Source organism: Deinococcus apachensis DSM 19763, from assembly GCF_000381345.1.
Lineage (GTDB): Bacteria > Deinococcota > Deinococci > Deinococcales > Deinococcaceae > Deinococcus > Deinococcus apachensis.
This window is the reverse complement of sequence record NZ_KB906411.1, coordinates 63,337-83,347: the sequence shown is the minus strand read 5'-3', so window position 1 is coordinate 83,347 and position 20,011 is coordinate 63,337. Positions and strand designations below refer to the sequence as shown.

Below are 20,011 nucleotides of genomic sequence, written 5' to 3'. Positions count from 1 at the left end.
CGCGCGCGCTTACACGGGCTGGACGTGCTCCTGGCGCAGGACGACCCCATCGACGCCCTGCCCACCGAGGAGGCCCTCGCGGTGCGGCGCGGTGGGAGAGCGGCCCGACCCGATCCTGATGGACGTCAAGACGCCCCGCCTAGGCGGCCTGGAAACGCTCGCGCAGCTCAAGGCCGACCCTGACCTGAAGCACATCCCGGTAATCATGCTGACCACGTCGAACGAGCTGCGCGACATTGACCAGGCGTAGGCCCTGGGCGCGAACGTCTTTGTCACCAAGCCGGTGAACCTGCCCGACTTCTTGCAGGTCGTGGAGCAGCTCCTGTCGTTCTGGTCGTCGCTCGCCACCCTGCCCGGCCAGGGAGTGTGATGACAAAACATCCGCCCGGCACCTGAGGCGACCGGGCGGGAGAGGGGATGAATTACCTGGCTGTCGCCGGTTCGGGCTGGGTCTTCTGCCCCGTGAGCTTGCGGTGCGTGGCGAGCGCCTGCGCGACCACCTGGTCCATGTTGTAGTAACGGTAGGTGGCGAGGCGACCTACGAAGGTCACGTCGGGGCGGGCGTCGGCCAACGCCGCGTAGCGCTTGTACAGCTCCTGGTTCTCGGGCCGGGGCACCGGGTAGTAGGGGTCGCCCTCGGCGCGGGGGTACTCGTACACCACGCTGGTGTGGGGGTGCTGCTGCCCGGTGATGTACTTGAACTCGCTGATGCGGGTGTACCCGTAGTCGTTGGGGTAGTTCACGGTGCCGGTGGGCTGGAAGTACTCGCGCGCGTGCGTCTCGTGGACGAATTCCAGGCTGCGGTAGGGCAGCTTGCCGTAGCAGTAGTCGAAGAAGGCGTCCACCGGGCCGGTGTAGATCATGTGGCCGTAGGGGATGAAGCTCTCGATCTCGCGGTAGTCGGTGTTCAGCATCACCTTGATGTTCGGGTGTGCGAGCATGTTCTCGAACATCCGGGTGTAGCCGTGCAGCGGCATCGCCTGGTAGGTGTCGGCGAAGTAGCGGTCGTCGCGGTTGGTGCGGGTGGGCACGCGGGCCGTCACGCTGGCGTCGAGTTCGCTGGGGTCCAGCCCCCACTGCTTGCGGGTGTAGCCCCGGAAGAACTTGTTGTACAGGTCGCGCCCGACCTTGCTCACGACCACGTCCTCGGAGGTGCGGACCTGCTCGACCTTTTCCGCCACCGACGCGAAGAACTCCTCGACCTGGAAGGAGGTTAGGTTCAGGCCGTACAGCCGGTTCACCGTGTCGAGGTTGATGGGAATGGGCAGGAGCTGGCCGTCCACGCTCGCCAGCACCCGGTGCTCGTAGGGCCGCCACTGGGTGAAGCGCGAGAGGTAGTCAAAGACTTCCTTGGAGTTGGTGTGGAAGATGTGCGGGCCGTAGGGGTGGATCAGGATACCCGCGTCGTCGTAGCGGTCGTAGGCGTTGCCCGCGATGTGGGGCCGCCGGTCCACGATCAGCACCCGCTTGCCGTCATTTGCCAGCCGTTCGGCGAGCACGCTGCCCGCGAAGCCCGCGCCGACGATCAGGTAGTCAAAGCCGTTGGAGGTGGGTTCTGTCATCGGGTCCATCATAGGGCCAGTCGGTCGGGGCTCAGTCATCGGCCACTCCGGCCAGGGCCACGGCGGCGCGGTCGGCTGCCGCCCGTTCGATCAGAGCACTCATGTCTGCCCAGGTGCGGTCCCAGGACAGGGTGGACAGGTGGCGGTCAGCCCGCTCGCGCCGGGCTTCCCCCGCTGACGTGCCTTGTTCGGCCAGTGCGGCGGCGCAGGCGGCCTCGAAGGCGTCCACCCCGTACGCGATCCGCGCGAGGTCCCGCTCACCGTAGGGCCGCACCACGTCGCGGATGCCGGTGGACACGACGGGCACACCCGCCGCGAGGTATTCGGGCGTCTTGGTCGGGCTGATGAACTCGGTCGCCTCGTTCAGCGCAAACGGCAGCAGCGCCACGTCCCAGTGGGCCAGGTACGACGGCAACTCCGTGTAGCTCTTCATGCCCAGGTAGTGCAGGTTCTCGCCGCGCGGCAACTCCGCCGGGTCAATCTTCACCACCGGTCCCAGCAATACGAACTGCCACTCCGGGCGACGCCGGGCCAGTTCGCCCACCAGCTCGATGTCGAAACGCTCGTCGATGACGCCGTAGAAGCCCAGGCGGGGATGGGGCAGGTCGCGCTGGTCGGCGGGGTCCTCCAGACCGGCCCTCGCCTGGGCGAAGTGGCTGACGTCGACGCTGGAGGGGAAGGGGTGGACGTTCGGGTGCTGGCGGCGTTTGGCCTCGTACAGCCGGTGCCCGCCTGTGAACACCACGTCCGCCTGCTCGAAGAGCGCGTCCTCGCAGCGGCGCAGCTCAGGCGGCGCCCCCTTGAAGTTCGCCAGCTCGTCCATGCAGTCGTAGACCGTCACGCGTGGCGCCAGGCCCGCGGTGACGGGCAGCTCCATAGGGGAGTAGACCCACAGGTCGTACTCCTCCAGACCCTCGGCAGCGACGAAGTCCTCCAGCAGCCGGGCGATGGCGGCCTGCCGCTCCTCCAGGGTGCGGCTCTCGGCGGGCGCGGTGAGCATCGACGTGACCACAGTGACCCCGCAGGGCTCCTGGCGCACCGTCAGGCCGTCAGGCGCCTCCGAGAAGATGGGCTCCTCGATGTAGTACACCGGCCGCGTGCGGGCCGCCCGGGTCATCAGGTGCTGGGGGCGCTGGAACACGAAATCCCAGCGCAGGTGGGACAGCACCAGCAGGGCGGGCGTGGAGGCCGAGCGGTTCAGGGGCAGGCGGCCCTCGAAAGAATTCAGCATGTCGTCCCTCCCTCAGGGATCAGGGGCGCGGCCGGTGTCTGGAAAAGAGTCACCGCCGCAGCCAGGTGCGGAAAGTGAAAAGAGCAGTTCAGTTAGAACGCCGCGCCAGCAACTCGCCGGTTCCCCCTCTGGCGGCACTCGCACGGTTCCGGGAACTTCTGGAGTCTAACGTGCCTCTCCCCGAACCGTCCTGAACGAACCCGAGCAATTCTGGAGGAAAACTTTATTTATATGTCTAGACCAAGTGAGCGGTCCAGAAAAAGGGCGACCGGTCTAGACATGGAGCCGGGGAAGATTGCCCTCTCCCCTCCTCCACCCGGTGCCACCACCCAGAACTTGCGCCCAGGCTCTCTAGAATGCCCCCCGATGTCGGTCGCCTCATCCCCCCCGCTGACCGGTCCACCCGGTGCGCCGCCCGGCACGACCATTGCGGCCTTCATCCTGCGGGCCTTCCTGTTTCCGCTGCTGCTGCTGGGGGCTGTGGCCGTGGCCGTCGCCGCTGGGGTGGAGCAGAATGCCCGCAGCGCAGCCCAGGTCACGGCGGCCCAGGTGCGGCTCACGCTGATCCAGGCGGTGGCGCGCGACGTGTCCGACCTGGAAAACGGGCAGCGGGGCTTTGTCATCACCGGCAACCCGGCCTTCTTGCAGCCCTACTTTCAGGGCGGGGTGAACCTGGAGCGCCACCTGGGGGAGCTGGAGGCCCGGGTGGGAACGGACCCGGGGCGCCAGGACCTGACCCGGGTGCGGACCCTCACAGGGCAGTGGTCTGCCCAGGCCGCGCGGCCCGAGATCGCGGCGCGCCGGGTCTCGTTGGAGAGCCCGGCGGCCCTGGTGAGTAACGGCATCGGCAAACGCACCCTGGAGGAGGTCCGCCGGGTGTTGGCCGATATGCAGACGCGCGAGAACCTGCGCCTGGAGGGCGCCCTGGAAAACAGCACCGCCGTCTTGCGCCGCGTGCGCCTGTTCACGGTCGCCGGGCTGCTTACCTCAGGGGCGCTGCTCGTGTTCGCCGCGCTGCGCGCCGCCCGCACCCTGTCACGCACCACCCGCCAAGTCACCGAGGGGGCCCGGCACATCGCCGCCGGGGACTACTCGGCCCGCCTGCCCGCCCCACCCCTGCGGGAGCTGGGCGAGCTGAGCAGCCAGTTTCACCGCATGGCGGAGGCCGTGCAGCAGCGCGAGGGGGCGCTGTGTGAGGCGACCCGGGCGCTGGAGGCGAGCAACGCTGGCCTGGCCCGCAGCAACCGGGAACTGGAGCAGTTCGCGTACGTTGCCAGCCATGACCTGCAAGAGCCGCTGCGGACCATCGCCAGCTACACCGAGTTGCTCGCCCGGCGGTACGGGGGCCAGCTCGACGACCGCGCCGACCAGTACATCGGCTTCACCATCTCGGCCGCGCAACGCCTGAAGGCCCTGATTCAGGACCTGCTCACCTACTCGCGGGTGCGGCAGGTGCAGCACACCTTCCGGGCGGTGAACACGGCCGAACTCGTCCACACCCTGGTGCAGGACCTGGCGGCCAAGATTGAGAACGAGGGCGCACGGGTGGAAGTCGGCGACCTGCCCACCGTGCGGGCGAGCCCCGAGCTGCTGCACCACGTCTTTCTGAACCTGCTGACGAACGCCGTCAAGTTCCGCGCACCGGGCCGTCCGCCCCTCGTGCAAGTCTGGGCGGAGCGCGGGGCGGGCGAGTGGCACTTTCACGTGCGGGACAACGGCATCGGCATGGAGGAACAATATTTCGAGCGCATCTTCGGCGTGTTCCAACGCCTGCACCCCATCGACGAGTATCCCGGCAGCGGCATCGGGCTCGCGCTCGTCCGCACCGCCGCCGAGCGTCAGGGCGGCCAGGTCACCGTCCAGAGCACTCCGGGCGAGGGGAGCACCTTCACCCTCACCCTCCCCGACGCCCCCCCACCCGGTGCCCAGGAGGTGCCCCAACCATGAAACCCCTTCACATCCTGCTTGTAGAAGACAATTCCGCCGACATCCTCCTCACCCGGGAGGCCTTCGAGGAGGCGCATTTCCCGCATCACCTTCACCTCGCCCGGGACGGCGTCGAGGCCCTGAGCTTCCTGCGGCGGGAAGGGCCGCATGCGGGGGCACCCACCCCCGACGTGATCCTGCTCGACCTGAACATGCCGCGCATGGGCGGCCTGGAGGTGCTGGACGTTCTGAAGGCCGATGAGGTGCTGCGGAACATCCCGGTCGTGGTCCTCACCACCTCGCGCGCCGAGGGCGACATCTGGCGCTCCTACAACCTGCACGCCAACGCCTACATCCCCAAGCCAGTGACCGTCAGCGAGTTCGTGGACGTGATCAAGTCCTTCGGCACCTTCTGGTTTGCGACGGCGGCGTTGTCACCGAAGGAGCGGCCTTGAGCAGTCAGGGTGGGGCGCAAACGTACTGGCCTTCGGGCCAGGCTTTAGGGTGGGGTTCAGCAACCTTAGTCGCCCTGATCATGACCAGGGACCCGGATCAGGGGCTCGTGAAGGAGAGGCCGTTCCACCCGGGTCTCCCCCTCTCCCGCAAGGAGTGAGGGTGGGCCCATGCTCAGCGCCGCCCGCATTTGCTCCTGCTCACCGCGAAGGGTCTCGTCTGGAGATGCTTCGCAATCACTCAGCATGACTTCCCCGGTGTGGAGCGGAGGCTGAGCCCGGATACCTGCCCGGATGAAACTCGTACCGCACTGGCCTCGATTGGGCAGGCCTTCAGGGTTCCGCCCCACCCCCCCCGCAGCAGGGCCTCGAATTCGCTCAGCGGCGCGGCGCCCGGGAAGGCGAGCACCACCCGGGCGCCGCGCAGGTGCGACTCGGCCCAGGCCCAGCCGCCGTGCCGCGCCAGGACGCGCCGCACCTGGGCCAGGCCGCCGTTTCCCGGAAGGAGCGGCACAGGCTGATCGGTGCGGACGGCCAGGTCGAAGAGCGTGGCCACCTCCTCGGGCAGGAGGCCCAGGCCGTCGTCCCAGATGCTCACCCGCACCTCGCCCTCCTCGGCCCCGATGTCCACCAGGCTCACCCCGCGCGTCTCGCTGAGGGTGAAGGTCATCAGCACCCGCAGCGCCTGGCCGAGCAGCGCCCGGTCCCCCCGCACGGTGGGCAGGGCGCGGATCAGCCACTCGGTCCGTGCCCCCGGCGGCGTGGCGGCGAACTCCGCCCGCACCCCGGCGAACAGTTCCCCCAGCGGCAGGAGGTCGAGGTTCAGCTCCTGCTGCTCCAGCCGTGAGAGCTGGCACAGGTCCCGCGCGACGGCCGTGAGGCGCACCACCTCGTCCCCCAGGGCGGCCGGATCGTAGGGCAGCAGGTCGCCCGCCGGGTGGGCCTGGCCCGTCCGGGCCGGATCGAGGAGGTGGGCCAGGCGACGCACGGGCACCCCCAGATTGTGGACAGTGCGGGTGATGAATGAGCCCAGCTCAGCGTTCAGGTCCGCGAGGCGCTCGCGTTGCCGTTCCACCTGCCGCAGCCGGGCCGTGCGCTCCACGGCGAGGCGCAGGCTGTCACCCACCGCGCGGAAGCCCGCCCTTTCCCGCTCGGACCAGACCGGGCTGGTCAGGGTCGTCATGCTCAGCATGCCCGCCGGGTGATCCTGCGTAAACAGCGGGGAGCACGCCACGGCGGTGTACGGCACCAGGCCGGGCGGGCTTCCCGCGGCCGCGTTCCAGTGCTCGAAGAACATGGGTTCGCGGCGTCCGGCCGGAAGGGCGAAGCCGGGCATTTCCGCGAGCGGGCCGCGTTCGAGCTCGGCGACCAGCTCCGGGGAGAGGGCACCCGACACCTGGCGGGCCTTCCAGAAATCGCCCTCCCACTCGAAATACACCGCGCTGTGAACGTCCAGCACCCCGTGGATCAGGTCGGCGGCCTGCTGCGCCAGGGTCCCCACGTCCCCCGTGTTGGCGACGAGTTCGGTGAGGCGGGCGAACGCCGCGAGGGCCTCGCGCTCCTCCTCCACCCGGCGGTTCAGGTCCGCCTGTTCCCGGGAACGGACCCGCCGCAGCGCCGCCCCCACCTGCCGGGCGTACCCCGAGAGGAAGTCCCGGTGGCCTCGTCCAGCGCCGACCGCGGGTTCAGGCCCAGCACGCTCGCCGCCTCCGCCTGCGTCTGCCCGTCCACGGGGAGGGCCAGCGCGCGACGGGGTCCGGCGTCGTCCGCCGCCCAGTCCAGTTCCGCAGGCTGCCGCGTCCCCAGAACCGCACCCAGGGTGGGGGAAACGCCGGATCACCCGTCAGGTGGAGGTCCGCAAAAGGGACGTCGGGCCGCGAGGCGGACGCCAGGGCGGCCTCCGCACGTTCGCCACCGTGAGGGCCTGCCCCAGGCGGTCGGCGAGGTCACACTGCACGCCCCGCCGCCGGTTGGCGAGGACCCGCGCGGTCGTCTCGGTCAGGGTGACGAGCACGCCGCCCACCTCGCCCTCCCCGGGCTTGATCAGAGGGTGAAGTACGCCTCCTCCGGGCGGCCGTTCCGGCTGATGGGGTAGAGCTGGTCCTCCAAGAGCAGGGTCTCGCCGCGTCACACACCGTCGTGGAGAGGCTGGGCCACCCCTCGGGCCGGGACTCACGAGCGGGCTGGCCCAGGGCGGCGGGGTGCCGGGCGCCCAAGAGAACGGCATACCGGTCGTTGTGGGTCTGGATCAGATCCTGTCCCCACAGCAGGATCATCGGGAAGGCGCTGGGCAGCACGAGGTCCACCACCATCCGCAGGCTCTGCGGCCAGCGGTCACGCGCTCCGAGGGGGGTGCGCGACCCGTCGAGGTCGGCCACGAGTCGGGACAGGGGGGGCAGGGTGGTCATGATGGGGGAAACCGCGACCGGAGGGGGCCTGCGGGGGACCAGCGAGGCGGGGGGGCCAGGCCGGAGCACGCGCCTTCAAGCGTGACGTTTTCTGATCCAGGCGGCGTGAGCAAGCCTGACGGAATGTTGGGAGTCCCCGGGCCGAAGCCCCTACCCCCCCTGGGCAGCCCACTCAGGGCCGCCCACCCACGTACTCGGGCGCCCGGGGGTCCGCCTGCCGCGTGGCGGGGACGGGCGACCACCGGGCCACGGCATCCTCCAGACTCGGCATCGGCCACCCCCGCTCGCTGGCGAGGGCGGGCCAGGAGGCCGGGGACACCAGCCGCGCCGGAGAGACGGCCCGCACCCTCCCCGGGTCGAGACGGGCCGCCCGCGCGAGCATTTCCGCCCATTCGAACCACGACACCGCCCCCCCGTTGGGGAGGTGCCACACGCCCGTCTCGCCGTCGAGCAGCAGGTCGAGGGCGTGGTGCAGCAGGTCGGGCAGGAAGGTGGGTGACACGGCCCCGCCCGTGGGCGCCGGGAAGGGCCGCCCGGCCCGAATGGCGCGCAGCAGGGCGGCCGAAAAGCCCTCCGTCTCCCCCACGTCGAAAAGGGGGCCGCTGCGGATCACCAGCGCGCCGGGATGGGCGGCGAGAACGGCCTCCTCTCCCAGCCGCTGCCGCATTCCCCCAGCACGAGTGGGGTTGGGCGCGTCCGATTCCAGGAGGGGCCGGGCGGCATCCCCAGCGAAGACCTGGGCCGAGGACAGCAGCAGCAGGGGGAGCCCCCGCGCGGCACAGGCCGTCGCCAGCGCGCCCAGGTGCCCGGCATCTCCGAAGCTGCCCGCTGCGGCCACGACTGCCCAGGGACGCTCGAGTTCCAGGGCGGTCTGGACCTTTCCCAGCGCCAGGCGCCGGGCGGGCAGGCCGCGCCCCCCGCAGGCCTCCAGCAGCCGCTCACCCAGCCGTCCCGGAACGGCGACCAGCAGCGGGGGGCCGTCGGGGGTCTCGGCATGGAGGGGGCCTTCCGGGGGAAAGCGCAGCCGGTCGGCGCGGCGCCACCAGCCGGGGCCCTCCAGCACGGCCTGCGCGGGGCCCAGGGGTGCCCCGGTTGCCAGGTGGCGGGCGAGCTGGGCCAGGGCCGTGGGGCGGGGCTGCGGCGCCCGCACGTCCCACAGGCCGCTCTCGTAGTGGCCGTTCTGTCGGGTCAGCAGAGAGTTCCAGTCGAAGGCCCCCAGCGCCGACCAGGCGGTCACGGCGCGCACGTCCACCCCGTCGGCTCGGGCCGACTGCGCCTGCTGCCAGGTCTCGTGCAGCCAGCGCAGTTGCTCCTCACGGGTGCAGGCGAGATGCACCTCGGTCAGTGCCAGGGGCAGGCCGTAGCGCGCGTCCGCCTCGTACAGCCGCCCGCAGGGGCCGCCGATGGGCTGGCCCTGCACCCGGACGGCCTCGACATCCACGTAGGCGCGCCGCCCGTTGCCGCCGTGAAAGCCCCCGTGATGCCCGCCCCGGTAGTGCCCCACCCGGTCGTCCAGAAAGCGCTCGCTGGTGACGTAGGCGTTCAGGCCCAGCACGTCGGGGGGGCAGGGGTTCTCGGCGAACCACAGGATTTCCCTCTCGGTGGCCCCCACCCAGCGCAGGTAGGACCACATGGGGTGATCCCGGTCCACCCGGCCCAGCAGCAGGTCGAAGGACAGCCAGCGCCGCTCGTTCTCGAAGTCCGCCTGTTCGCGCAGTGTGGGGCGGGCGCTGACCAGCCCCATATCTTCCGTTTGCAGCAGTTCGGCCCCCGGATTGACCTCGCGGATCGCCCGCATCGCCAGCACCGTCGCCTGAAGCTGGTGCATCAGCGCTCGCCAGAAGGAGTGGTCGTCGCGCGCGTGGGGATACCAGTGGCCGTACAGGGCGGAAAAGCGCGCGGTCGTGAGGGGCTCGTTGACCGGCGTGTAGGTGCCCAGGTGCGGATAGCGCTCGGCCACCGCCCGGGCATAGGCGGTCAGGCCGGGGACGAATTCCGGGTCGAGCAGGTGGGTGTGTAGTGGCCCACCCCCGTGGTGGACGAGCCCGACGATGGGATCGAGGCCACGTTCGGCGAGGCGTGCGAGCCGCGCGTCCGCCCAGGTCCAGTCGGCCTGGTCCAGCCCCGACGGGGCCGTGCGCTCCCACAGCACCGGAAAGCGCACCCGGGTCGCGCCCAGGGACGCCAGCCGGTCGATGTCCTCCAGCCGCTCATGAAAGCCGCTGAGGATCAGCTGGTCCTGCACGCTGTCCCCGATGCGGCTGACGGTGGGCTCCACCCCCACCCACAGCTCCAGCCGGTCTAGCGGACGCATCCGCACCTCCTGAGCCCCTGGGAGGAGCAGCCGGAGGAGGCGAATTCATCCTCCCCTCCCCGGAACCGGTCGATAGAGAAAACCATGCCGACGTGCAAATGGAGGTGGGATAAACAGGACATTTTCTTTCCTCGTCTGCGGAGAGTGGCGAGGGGCAACAATCCCTGGTGAACGTGGAGCCCAGCAGTTCTCCCCGCCCCCTTCCGGCCGCCTCGTTCAGCCTGCCTTATCGCCCCAAGCGGCGAGGGGCAAAGGTTAACACGGGGTGCCAGCGATAAAAAAAATGATTTCTATAGGGAACTTGAGACTTCCTCTGTGGGGGATGAAAGCAAACTTCAGAAATGCCTGTTGCATCTAGCGCGGGACCAAAGACTGGCGCTGCTCAACCGTGGAAAAAGAAACGTCGCCGCCTCTTCTTACCCAGGCCATGACGTTGATACAGGTCAGGGGAAGTTGTGCCGTGTTCACCTTCAAAGCGGGGGCAGGAACTCGAAGATATGCCCCTCGGGATCGCGCACGGCCAGCCGCCCGTCCTCCAGCACGTGGGGCAGGCCCTCCGCCCGCACCCGGGGCAGCACCTCGTCCACCCGCGCGTAAAACTGCACCAGGGCGTGGTCGCCGCCGAACATGTCGGCCAGGCCCACCTGCGGGTCCCAGGCGTACAGCCAGCGCCGGGGCGTCCCGTTGCCGTCGGGTTCGGGTTCGGGCCCCAGGGTGAACTGGGCGAAGTCGCGGTCCTCCTGCTCCTTGGCGTAGGCGAGGCCGTAGGCGCGGGGGAGCCGGGCCCTCATCGCCGGATAGTCAGCGAAAGCCAGGGCGACCTCGCGCAGCCCCATCACCGGGAGGGCGTGCGGGGGCCGCTCCACCGGCACAGGCAGATAGGTCGGCCTTCGCTCGTCGGCGAGGTTGATGCCGCGCAACTCCAGCCCGTGACCGAAGGGGTCGAAGAAGTACACGGTGGGATCGGGCCGCTCGGGGGTGCCCAGGTCGATCTCGGTCCAGGGCAGGCCGTGTTCGTCCAGGGTCGCCTTGCCGCGGTCCAGATCCCCCGGCTGAATCTGCCAGGCGTAGTGCAGGTGGGAGGCGCCGCGAGCGTGCAAGGGCGCCAGACGCGAGTCGTTCGCCTGCCGGGTGATCGGCTTCCAGAGGGTGAGGGTCTGGGCCTCGTTGACCCGGAACTGCGCCACGCCGCGCTCCTCGTCGGCGTCCAGCAGGTCCAGCCCCAGCACCTGGGTGTAGAAGCGGATGCCCCGGGGCAGGTGGTTGACCTCCAGCGTGATTCCCGCGAGGTCGAGGATGGGGGAAGGCATGGGTTCAGGGTAAGGGGCGGCGCCGGGGCGGGCCTTTACCCAGGGTTGTAGTCTTCGGCCATGAGCCAGGCGGAACACAGGACGGACCGGGACGCGCCGGAACGCGCCCACACCGACTTCGGGCGGCGGCTGAGCTACGGGGATTACCTGCGGCTGGACACGCTGCTCAGCGCCCACCAGCCCATCACGGGGGCGCACGACGAACACCTCTTCATCACGGTGCATCACGTCTCCGAGGTGTGGCTGAGCCTGATCATCCGGGAGCTTCAGGCCGCGATGGCGCTGCTGGAGGCGGGCGTGACCGACGAGCCGCTGAAGATGCTGACCCGGGTGGTGCGCGCCCAGGAGCAACTGACGGCGGCCTGGGGCGTGCTGAAGACGATGACCCCCGCCGACTACCTCCAGTTCCGCGGGGCTTTTGGCGAGGCGTCGGGCTTTCAATCGGCGGGCTACCGCATGGTCGAGATCCTGCTCGGGAACCGCAACCCGGTGCTGCTGCGGCCCTTCGAGCACCGCCCGGATCAGCACGGCCCGCTGCACGCCGCCCTGCACGCGCCCAGCGTGTACGACCTCACCCTGCGCCTCCTCGCCGCGCGGGGCCTGCCCATCCCCGCCGAGGTGCTGGAGCGGGACTACACCCAGCCCGCGACCGAGCATTCCGGGGTGCTGGACGCCTGGCTCACCGTCTACCGCGACCCGGAGCGCTACTGGGACCTGTACGAACTCGCCGAGAAGCTGCTCGACGTGGAGGACAACTTCCGGGCCTGGCGCTTCAACCACCTCACGACCGTGGAGCGCACCATCGGCTTCAAGACGGGGAGCGGCGGCACGAGCGGGGCGGGTTACCTGAGGCGGGCGCTGAACGTGGTCCTGTTTCCCGAGTTGTGGCAGGTGCGGACGAGTTTGTAGGGGTGGATTTGGGCTACTGAAGCTGAAAGAGGGGTGCTTGGGTGTCTGGGGTGGCCCGGAGACGCCCGGCCCGGTCTCCCCCACCCAGTCTCTCCCTAGGGGACGCTTGATGCGAAATGAGAAGTTGGGTGACAGGGTGTTTTCGTTGTGCAGCATGAGGACGAGTTGCGCTCGCCACCCCCTCCCCAAACCTCCACAAGCAGCTCGGCGAGCCCACCGCAAGGGGGGAGGGAGAAAAAGACGTCATCCCACACGGCGTCCCGCATGGCACATCAAGCGTTCAAGGGGGAGGAGCCAAAAGCATCTTGTCGAGCGGTCTTCTGAGCCTTGATCCCTGGAGGTCAGCAAAGCTTGCTGGGCTGTCCAGATGTGCAACGAGAAAGCCCGCCGTCCCCCATCAAAGCCGCAGGCGTTCCGGGAAGCTGTACACGTTGAAGCGGCCCTCCCGCACGAAGCCCAGCACGGTGAGTCCAAAGCTCTCGGCGACTTCGATGGCGAGGCTGGTGGGAGCGGAGACGGCGCAGACGACGGGAAGGCCCGCTAGCGCCGCCTTCTGCACGATCTCGAAGCCCGCCCGGCTGCTCACGGCAAGGATGTGGTCGGAAAGGGGCAGAAGATCATGCTCCAGCGACCAGCCGATGAGCTTGTCGACGGCGTTGTGGCGGCCCACGTCCTCGCGCGCGGCCAGGCACTCGCCTTCGGGGGTGAAGAGCCCCGCCGCGTGCAGGCCGCCCGTCGCGTCAAACAGCGGTTGTTCGGCGCGGAGCCGGGTGGGCAGGGCGCAGACCATTTCGGGGTCAAGAGGCGGACGGGTCCAGACGGCGGGAGAAGCGCGCAGGGCCAGCCGCTCGATGCTGCCCGTGCCGCACACACCGCAGGCGCTGCTCGTGAAGGTGTGGCGCGAGAGGGTCCGCAACGCCTCGAAGCCCGAGCGCAGTTCGACCCGCAGCACGTTCGGGGCCACGAGGTCGCCCTCCCGCCACTCCGAGATGCCCAGAATGTCCTGCGCGGAGGTGATGGCCCCCTCGGCATACAGGAAGCCCCGCATGAGGTCGTGGTCGGTGCCGGGCGTTCGCATGGTGACGCCGACGGACTGTTCCTCGCCGCCGGACACAAGGCGAATTTCGAGCGGTTCCTCGACCACCACCTGATCGGTGACAGGGGCCATCGCGCCGTCCACATATCGCAGGACGGGGCGGGAGGCGGGCCGGGCGGTCGTCACGGGCTCAGGTATGGGGCACCTCGGAGAGGTTGCCGTGCGCCTCGCGCTCGCGCAGGCCACGCCCGAAGCCGCGCAGCACGCCGACGAGGGCGCCGAGGGCCAGCCCCACATCGGGGTCGCGCACGAGGGCGAGGAGTTCGCCCAGGCCCGCCCGCTCGCCCTCCCGCACCCGGCGGGCGCCTTCCTGGAGCCCGTCCGCCAGAGCCCCGGTGACCGTGTCCAGGGCCTCGGGCTCGATGCTGCCCAGCGCCTTAACAGCTCCCAGCGCGTTGCGGATGGCCCGCACGCTGCCCGGCTCGTTCAGCACCTCCAGGGCGTGGAAGGCCAGCCCCTCGCCGCCCTGCACCACCCGGACGAGGGTGTGCAGCACCCTGTGCTCGTGCAGCACGCGCAGCAGTTCCATGGCTTCCAGCAGCGCGTCCGCGCTCTCCGCCGTGCCCGCCGCCACCCGTTCCTCCGGAGTGGGCAGCAGGGTCCGGGGGTCGAAGTCCAGCGCCTTCGCCATCAGTCATCGCCTCCCACCGCATCGGGCTGGGTCTGGCGCAGCGCTGAGATGCGGTTGTACAGCGCCCCTGGGAAGCGGTAGTCCGCCCGGCGCCACTTGCGCTCGACCTCCACCCCCCGCTGGGGAGTGGGATGCCCGTAACGGTGGTTGACGCGCGGCAGCGGGTTGTCACCCATCTCGGGCAGCACCTCCATCCTCACCGCCGTGTCCTTGTAGGCGGGCGTGTGGGTCGAGGGGTCGGTGTGGCTCCCGGTCAGGCGGTTCACGGCGTCCCTGGCCTCCGGGTTGTTCATCGGCATGTAAATCTGCTTGCCCTTCACCCGGTCCGTCACGTGGACGCGCACGCGCACGGCCCCGTGACGCGAGACCAGCCTCACGTACCGCCCGCTCTCCAGGCCACGCTCGCGGGCGAGGTCCGGCGACACCTCGACGAGGGACCCCGGCACTTTCTGGGTGATCCCCGCCGACTTGAAGGTCATGTTCCCCTCGTGGAAGTGCTCCAGCATCCGCCCGTTGTTGAGGTGCAGGTCGTACTCGGCGTCGGGGGCCTCCTGCGGGGCCACGAACTCGGCGGGGTAGAGCCGCGCCTTGCGGTCGGGAAAGGGGAAGCCCTCGGTAAAGAGGAGCGGCGTGTCGCTGCCATCGGGCAGGACTGGCCACTGGAGCGAGCGGAAGCCCTCCAGCCGGTCGTAGGTCACGCCGGAGTACAGCGGCACCAGCGAGGCGACCTCGTCCATGATCTGCGAGGGATGGTCGTACCTCCAGCCCGCGCCCATCGCATTGGCGACGCCTTGGATGATCTCCCAGTCGGGCCTGCTGTCGCCCAGCGGCTCCAGCGCGCGGTAGAGGCGCTGAATGCGGCGCTCGGTGTTCGTGAAGGTGCCGTCCTTCTCCAGGCTGGGGCTGGCGGGGAGGACCACATCGGCGAAGCTCGCCGTGTGGCTGAAGAACACGTCCTGCACCACGAAGAAGTCGAGCTTCTCGAAGGCCGCGTCCACGTAGTTGGCGTTCGCGTCCACCAGGCCCATCTCCTCGCCCTTGAGGTACATGGCCTTCAAGGTGCCCCCGTGGACCGCGTGGACCATCTCGTGGTTGTCCAGGCCCTTGTTCTGGGGGAGGGGCACGCCCCACCGCGCCGTGAACTTCTCCTGCACGGCTGGGTCATCAATCTTCTGGTAGCCGCCCACGAAGTTGGGCATGGCGCCCATATCGGACGCCCCCTGCACGTTGTTGTGCCCGCGCAAGGGGTAGGACCCGGCGCCAGGGCGCATATAGTTCCCGGTGATCAGCAGCAGGTTGGAGATCGCCGTCGAGGTTTCACTGCCGCTGCACTGCTGGGTCACACCCATCGCCCACATGATGCAGGTGCCGTCCGCCTGCACGATCTCGTGGGCGATCTGCCTGAGGGTGTCCTGACTGATGCCGGTGACCTCCTCGGCATGGGCGAGCGTGTACCCGGCGATACTCGCCCTGTAGTCGTCCAGCCCGTTCACCCACTGCGCGATGAAGTCCTTCTTCTCCAGCCCCTCGTCGAGGATGTACTTCGCCACGGCGGTGAGCCACACGAAGTCGGTGCCGGGCACCGGGCGGACGAAGAGGTCGGCCCGCTGCGCCATCTCGTGCTCGCGCAGGTCGGCCACGATCAGGCGCTGGCCGTGCAATTTATGCGCCCGCTTGACCCGGGTGGCGAGGACCGGGTGCGACTCGGCGGTGTTCGTGCCGATGCCGATGACGAGCCCCGCCTGTTCGAGGTCGTGGATGGAGCCGGAGTCGCCGCCATAGCCCACCGTGCGCCACAGGCCCATCGTGGCCGGGCTCTGGCAGTAGCGCGAGCAGTTGTCCATGTTGTTAGTGCCGACCACCGCGCGGGCGAGCTTCTGCATCAGGAACGCTTCCTCATTCGTGCATTTCGAGGAGGCGATGAAGGCCAGGGCGTCCGGGCCGTGTTGCGCCCGAATCTCCCCGAAGCGGCGGGCGATGAGGTTGAACGCCTCGTCCCAGCTCGCCTCGCGGAAGGCGCCGTTCTCGCGGATCAGCGGCGTGGTCAGCCGCTTGTCACTGTTCACGTAGTCCCAGCCGAACTTGCCCTTGATGCAGGTGGAGACGCCGTTCGCGGGGCCGTGCGTCGGTTCAATCTTGAGGATGTGGCGCTCCTTGGTCCAGACCTCGAAGGAGCAGCCCACCCCGCAGTAGGTGCAGACCGTCTTCGTGCGCTTCACCGACCCCTCGCGCATCGCCGATTCTGTGTCGGAGAGTTGCAGGATGGGGCCGTACCCGATGGACGGTTCCGCCGCCTTGACCAGATCGACCGCGGAGTGGAAGACCGGCAGCGGCAGGTCCGTCATCAGCCCCGCCTCGCCCAGCATGGACTTCTCCATCAGGGCGTTGCAGGGGCACACCGAGACGCAGTGGCCGCAGCTCACGCAGCTCGACTCGTTGATGGGCGAGCCGCCGTCCCACAGCACGCGGGGATGGGGGTCCTCCCAGTTGATGCTCAGGGTCTCGTTGACCTGCAGGTTCTGGCAGGCCTCCACGCAGCGCCCGCACAGGATGCACTGGTCGGGGTCGTAGCGGTAGAAGGGGTTGGACTCGTCCTTGGCGTAGGGCTTGGGCTGGTAGGGCGTCGCTTGGTGCTCGACCCTGAGCAGCGCGGTGGTGTTGTGGACCACGCAGTTGCCGTTGTTGTTGTCGCAGACGGTGCAGTACAGCAGGTGGTTGCCGAGGAGCCTGTCGAAGGCGGCCTTGCGCGAGGTGCGGGCGGCGGTCGTCTCGGTGCGGACGTTCTGCCCCGCCGTCACGCGGGTGCCGCAGGAGCGCACGAGCTCGCCGTTCACCTCCACCAGACAGGTGTCGCAGGTCTGGATGGGGCCGAGCTGCGGGTGGTAGCACACCTGGGGCAGCTCGACCGAGGCGCGGTTGATGACCTCCACCAGCGGCTCGCCGAGGGTCGCGGGCTGCGCCACTCCGTTGACGGTGACGTGGGTATCGAAAGACGGCAAGGCAGCCTCCGTGGTGGGGTGGGGAAGTCGGCGGTGGTGAAGCAGGCGCGACCCCGCCTGGGGGCCTCTTGGCTCTAGCGGCGCGTTGACGGCTTGTTCCGCTGCAATGTGCTCCTGCGGCCCCACCTTCCGCAACCGTTCCTGCGCCCTGAGCGCTTTAGCAATCCCTCATGGCCGGACGGCCGTGAAGGCCGATGCTGTGGCTTCCACCGGAGGTACTCATGCCAGACGATCTGAACACGCCCTACAAGAAGCCCGAATCCCCCGATCAGGACGCCGTGAACGAGCACAAGGACGAAGGCGAGGGCCCCTTCGGCAGCGACATGAAGAACCTGCTGGGCGGCACCCGCGCACCGGAGGAGAACACGGCCACCCCCGCCCAGGGCACCTCCACCGGCACGGGCACGGACTCCAGCACGGGCGGCAGCCTCTCCCCCACCGATGCCCGCGCCCGCTACGATGGCAACGGGAAGGACTGAGGGGGCGAGGGCGGGGAGCCGGAGGAACGGGAGGCGCTGACCCCTTTCCACCAACAGCCTGAGACGTTGTCCCAGAGATCAAGATTTGCTGCGTCCGGACGGCGTGCCTGTTCACCCCCACCCGACCTCCCCCCTGCAAGCAGCTCTGTGAGTCAAGGGAGAGGAGCAAAAAACCACGCCGCGATGCAGTTTTTTGGAACCTGTATCCTGGGAAGTCAGCAAAACGTACCGGACCATTGTTCCACCCGGATGGGTATCATTCCTCCATCCGTCCCCACCCGGTGACCCTTCCCTGACCCCCGGAGGCTGCTATGAGTTCGCCCGCCGCCCTTCCTCTCCCCTGCGCACCCAGCTTTACTGATGTGGGCGGGGTCCGTACCCGCGCCGTGATTGCGGGCGAAGGCCCTCCACTCGTCCTGCTGCACGGCATCGGCCGCAGTCTGGAGGACTGGGAGGCCAACCTTGCCCCCTTGAGTGAGCGGCACCGGGTCTACGCGCTCGACCTGATCGGCTTCGGCTACACCGACAAGCCGGACGTTCCGTACAGCCTGGCTGGCCTGGCGCGCTTCGTGGCCCACTTTCTGGACGCGGTCGGCGAGACGCGGCCCGTCACGCTGATCGGCAATTCGCTGGGCGGGGCAGTGGCGCAACGCTTCGCCGCCACGTTCCCGGAGCGCACCCGGGGCCTGATCCTGGTGAACAGCGCGGGGTTCGGGCGTGAGATCGCCGCCATCCTGCGAGTTCTCACGGTCCCGCGCCTGGGCGAACTGCTGCTGAGGTCCACGAAGCTCAGTGCCCGGCAAACAGTCCGCTCGCTCTTCCACGACCCTCGCCTCGCCACCCCGGAGCGGGTGGCCGCCGCGCTCGACCTGGCCCGGCAGCCCGGGGCAGCCCGCACGTTCCTGCGGGTGCTGCGCGACCTGGGGGACTGGCGCGGGGCGAAAACCGTGTGGCGCGAGGAGTTGCTGGGCCGCCTGGCGGAGCGGCGGCTTCCCACCCTGATCGTCTGGGGCGACCACGACCTCATCCTGCCCGCGAGGTTGCTGGACGCGGCCCGGCGCCATCATCCCCACGCCCAGTTCCACCTCTTCCGGGACACCGGGCACATGCCGCAACTGGAGCGCGCGGAGACCTTCAACCGCCTCGCCCTCGACTTCCTGCAGGAGGTTTCCGTGTGACCACGCACCACCAGATCGCCATCATCGGCAGCGGCTTCGCGGGGCTGGGCATGGCGGCTCTGCTTCAGCGGCATGGGATGGAGGACTTCGTGATCTTCGAGCGGGCCGGGGAGGTCGGCGGCACCTGGCGGGACAACACCTACCCGGGCTGCGCCTGCGACGTGAAGAGCGACCTGTACTCCTTCTCCTTCGCGCCCAACCCGGAGTGGGGCCACCGCTACGCCCGCCAGCCCGAGATTCTGGAGTACCTGCGCCGCACGGCGGACGAGTTTGGCCTCCGCCCCCACATCCGCTTCGGGCACGAGGTCGAGCGGGCCGAGTGGGACGACGCGGACTCGCTCTGGCGGATTCGGACGAGCGACGGCCAGGGCGGCAACAACACCTTCACTGCCCGCGTCCTGATCTCCGGGCACGGCCCGCTCGTCGAGCCGAAGTGGCCCGCGATCCCGGGGCTGGAGAGCTTCAGCGGTCCCCGTTTCCACTCCGCCCGCTGGGACCACTCGGCCGAGTTGCGCGGCAAGCGGGTGGCGGTGATCGGCACCGGGGCCTCCTCCATCCAGTTCGTCCCGGAGGTGCAGAAAGAGGCGGCGCAGCTCACGGTCTTCCAGCGGTCGGCCCCCTGGATCATGCCCCGGATGGACACGGAGACGAGTGAGCGCCGCCGCGCCCTCTTCCGCCGCTACCCGGCCCTGCAACGCCTCTCGCGGCAGTGGATTTTCGGGGTGGCCGAGGCCCGCTTCCTGAGCTTTTCCAACGAGCGGGTCAGGAGGCTGGCGGAGGACGCCGGGCGCAAGCATCTGGAGGCGCAGGTCGCGGACCCTCTGCTGCGCGCGAGGCTGACGCCCAATTACCGCCTGGGCTGTAAGCGAGTGCTGGTCTCCGACGACTACTACCCGGCCCTGACGCAGCCCAACGTCGAGGTCGTCACCGAGCCGATCTGCGAGGTGCGTGGCTCGCGCCTCATCACGGCGGACGGTGCCGAGCGGGAGTTCGACGTGCTCATCGGCGGAACGGGCTTCAACGCGACGCAGCCCGCCATTGCACGGGTGATCCACGGGCGGGACGGGCGCTCCCTCGCCGAGGTCTGGCAGCCCCATTCGGCGGCGCTGCACGGGACGACGGTGGCGGGCTTTCCCAACCTCTTCCTGATCGTGGGGCCGAACACCGGCCTCGGCCACAACAGCATGGTGTACATCATGGAGGCGCAGATCCGGTACATCTTGCGCGCGCTGGAGTACCTGGAGGAGGGGCACCTGCTCTCCCTGGAACCCCGCCCCGAGGCGCAGGCCGCGTACAACGAGGCGATTCAGGGCAAGCTGCTGGGCAGCGTCTGGATGCAGGGCGGCTGCACGAGCTGGTACATCGACGAGGGGGGGCGCAACACCTCGCTCTGGCCCGAGCGGGCCTTGAATTTCCGGCGCACCCTGGCTCATTTCGACCCCACGCTGTACCGCGCCCGGCTGAGCCCCCGGCCCCTCGCGCCCCTGCGGTCCGCCGCCCCCCGGAGCGCCTGAAC

The 20,011-nt window shown here is 69.4% G+C and carries 16 protein-coding genes; 7 read left to right on the top strand and 9 right to left on the bottom strand.

Going from position 1 to position 20,011, the window contains the following annotated elements; translation table 11 throughout:
- Nucleotides 1-118: 118 nt before the first annotated feature.
- The gene (locus F784_RS27630) at nt 119-250 is read left to right on the top strand and encodes a response regulator (RefSeq protein WP_157465325.1); all 132 of its coding nucleotides are present in this window, start codon (nt 119-121) and stop codon (nt 248-250) included.
- 172 nt (nt 251-422) lie between these two features.
- Here the strand turns inward: F784_RS27630 and glf are convergent, their stop codons facing one another.
- Both glf and F784_RS0116695 read right to left on the bottom strand, forming a co-directional pair.
- Complete coding sequence (glf, locus tag F784_RS0116700; protein ID WP_019587872.1) at nt 423-1,562, bottom strand: UDP-galactopyranose mutase; 1,140 nt, start codon at nt 1,560-1,562, stop codon at nt 423-425.
- A 31-nt stretch (nt 1,563-1,593) separates the two neighbouring features.
- Complete coding sequence (locus F784_RS0116695) at nt 1,594-2,793, bottom strand: glycosyltransferase family 1 protein (protein ID WP_019587871.1); 1,200 nt, start codon at nt 2,791-2,793, stop codon at nt 1,594-1,596.
- Nucleotides 2,794-3,159: 366 nt separating this feature from the next.
- Between F784_RS0116695 and F784_RS0116690 the strand changes: the two genes are divergently transcribed.
- Complete coding sequence (locus tag F784_RS0116690; RefSeq protein WP_019587870.1) at nt 3,160-4,740, top strand: sensor histidine kinase; 1,581 nt, start codon at nt 3,160-3,162, stop codon at nt 4,738-4,740.
- On the top strand, nt 4,737-5,174 hold the full coding sequence (locus tag F784_RS0116685; RefSeq protein WP_019587869.1) for a response regulator: 438 nt from the start codon (nt 4,737-4,739) through the stop codon (nt 5,172-5,174). Before F784_RS0116690 ends, F784_RS0116685 begins: the two co-directional genes overlap by 4 nt.
- A 238-nt stretch (nt 5,175-5,412) precedes the next feature.
- Here F784_RS0116685 and F784_RS0116680 read toward each other — a convergent pair whose 3' ends face one another.
- The 4 genes from F784_RS0116680 to F784_RS0116665 all read right to left on the bottom strand — a co-directional run bounded on the left by F784_RS0116680 (nt 5,413) and on the right by F784_RS0116665 (nt 11,203).
- The gene (locus F784_RS0116680) at nt 5,413-6,798 is read right to left on the bottom strand and encodes an ATP-binding protein (protein WP_019587868.1); all 1,386 of its coding nucleotides are present in this window, start codon (nt 6,796-6,798) and stop codon (nt 5,413-5,415) included.
- 216 nt (nt 6,799-7,014) lie between these two features.
- Nucleotides 7,015-7,185, bottom strand: coding sequence for a hypothetical protein (locus tag F784_RS0116675; RefSeq protein ID WP_157465324.1), 171 nt, complete (start codon nt 7,183-7,185; stop codon nt 7,015-7,017).
- Between the two features lie 566 nt (nt 7,186-7,751).
- The gene (locus F784_RS23620; RefSeq protein ID WP_019587866.1) at nt 7,752-9,893 is read right to left on the bottom strand and encodes a family 1 glycosylhydrolase; all 2,142 of its coding nucleotides are present in this window, start codon (nt 9,891-9,893) and stop codon (nt 7,752-7,754) included.
- 470 nt (nt 9,894-10,363) lie between these two features.
- The gene (locus F784_RS0116665) at nt 10,364-11,203 is read right to left on the bottom strand and encodes a VOC family protein (RefSeq protein WP_019587865.1); all 840 of its coding nucleotides are present in this window, start codon (nt 11,201-11,203) and stop codon (nt 10,364-10,366) included.
- Between the two features lie 60 nt (nt 11,204-11,263).
- On the opposite strand from F784_RS0116665, the gene F784_RS0116660 reads away from it, so the two are divergent.
- Nucleotides 11,264-12,112 carry a tryptophan 2,3-dioxygenase gene (locus F784_RS0116660; protein ID WP_019587864.1) on the top strand — a complete coding sequence of 283 codons (849 nt, stop codon included), beginning with the start codon at nt 11,264-11,266 and terminating at the stop codon, nt 12,110-12,112.
- 397 nt (nt 12,113-12,509) lie between these two features.
- On the opposite strand, the gene fdhD is transcribed toward F784_RS0116660, so the two are convergent.
- Genes fdhD through fdhF form a run of 3 tightly spaced genes read right to left on the bottom strand, consistent with a single transcriptional unit; the run spans nt 12,510 to nt 16,838 of the window.
- A complete protein-coding gene (gene fdhD, locus F784_RS0116655; RefSeq protein WP_245557913.1) occupies nt 12,510-13,334 on the bottom strand; it encodes a formate dehydrogenase accessory sulfurtransferase FdhD in 825 nt (274 codons plus the stop codon).
- A 4-nt stretch (nt 13,335-13,338) separates the two neighbouring features.
- Nucleotides 13,339-13,839: a helical membrane plugin domain-containing protein gene (locus tag F784_RS0116650; RefSeq protein WP_019587862.1), complete on the bottom strand. Its 501-nt coding sequence runs from the start codon at nt 13,837-13,839 to the stop codon at nt 13,339-13,341.
- Nucleotides 13,839-16,838 carry a formate dehydrogenase subunit alpha gene (gene fdhF, locus F784_RS23615; protein ID WP_019587861.1) on the bottom strand — a complete coding sequence of 1,000 codons (3,000 nt, stop codon included), beginning with the start codon at nt 16,836-16,838 and terminating at the stop codon, nt 13,839-13,841. Before fdhF ends, F784_RS0116650 begins: the two co-directional genes overlap by 1 nt.
- Before the next feature lie 221 nt (nt 16,839-17,059).
- Between fdhF and F784_RS0116640 the strand changes: the two genes are divergently transcribed.
- The 3 genes from F784_RS0116640 (at nt 17,060) to F784_RS0116630 (ending at nt 20,009) form a co-directional block, all read left to right on the top strand.
- The gene (locus F784_RS0116640) at nt 17,060-17,317 is read left to right on the top strand and encodes a hypothetical protein (RefSeq protein WP_019587860.1); all 258 of its coding nucleotides are present in this window, start codon (nt 17,060-17,062) and stop codon (nt 17,315-17,317) included.
- Nucleotides 17,318-17,628: 311 nt separating this feature from the next.
- Entirely contained in the window at nt 17,629-18,495 is an 867-nt protein-coding gene (locus F784_RS0116635; RefSeq protein ID WP_019587859.1) for an alpha/beta fold hydrolase, read from the top strand.
- On the top strand, nt 18,492-20,009 hold the full coding sequence (locus F784_RS0116630; RefSeq protein ID WP_019587858.1) for a flavin-containing monooxygenase: 1,518 nt from the start codon (nt 18,492-18,494) through the stop codon (nt 20,007-20,009). The genes F784_RS0116635 and F784_RS0116630 overlap by 4 nt, the downstream gene beginning before the upstream one ends.
- Nucleotides 20,010-20,011 lie beyond the last annotated feature (2 nt).